The organism is Novosphingobium sp. MBES04 (genome assembly GCF_000813185.1).
GTDB lineage: Bacteria > Pseudomonadota > Alphaproteobacteria > Sphingomonadales > Sphingomonadaceae > Novosphingobium > Novosphingobium decolorationis.
Genome location: NZ_DF850517.1, coordinates 1 through 713, shown reverse-complemented (window position 1 = coordinate 713; position 713 = coordinate 1). Strand labels below are relative to the sequence as shown.

The following is a 713-nucleotide window of genomic DNA, read 5'->3' as shown; positions in this document are numbered from 1 at the left end:
CCTTCGAGCATTGCGTGCGCGGCCATGGATTTGACGTCGGGCACATGTCGCACCCGTGGGCGACCGCGTCCTGCGACTGGGAAGATCAGTTGCACATCGGCCGGATAGACCTTCTGATGCCGGGGGATGCCAACCGCCCAGCAAAGGCTACGCGCACTCAGTGCCTGCCGGAACGGAGCCGACAGCCCGTAACCCGCATCGGCCAGCACGCAGCCAAAGCGCACCCCGGCAGCGATAATGCGATCGATCTCCTCAATCGCGATCTCTGGCTTGGTGCGGTATTCCTGCAAGGGCGTAGGCACGCCAACCTTGTCCATGCGCGCAGCATCGCTCGTCCAGCTTTCCGGCAGGAACAGCCGCAAGCTTAACATGAGGGGAACTTCGCCCGAGGCCAGTGTCACCGATACCATCGTCTGGCAGTTGGCATTCTTGCCCAGCGCCGTGGCGTATTGGGGCGCGACGCCAACCGAAGCCTTGCCCTTCTTGGGCAGGGCGGTGTCGTCGATGATCAACCAGGCTCCCTCACCGCCAACCAATTCATCCGCCTGGTTCCACAAGGTCGCTTCCAGGGGGGCGCTGTCCCATAAGCCAGCCCCGATGAAATGATGTAGCCGGTCGTAGGGTATCGCATCCGAACGGGCTGCCATTGGTTGGATGCTCTTGCGATCGCCGGGCCCGATCAGACCAGCGATATAGGCCGGGCACATTCTACG

The 713-nt window shown here is 62.6% G+C and carries 1 protein-coding gene; it reads right to left on the bottom strand.

What is annotated here, in order from left to right:
* Positions 1 to 713: IS701 family transposase (locus MBENS4_RS23750; RefSeq protein WP_144401098.1), on the bottom strand; the 713-nt coding region annotated here is incomplete at both ends.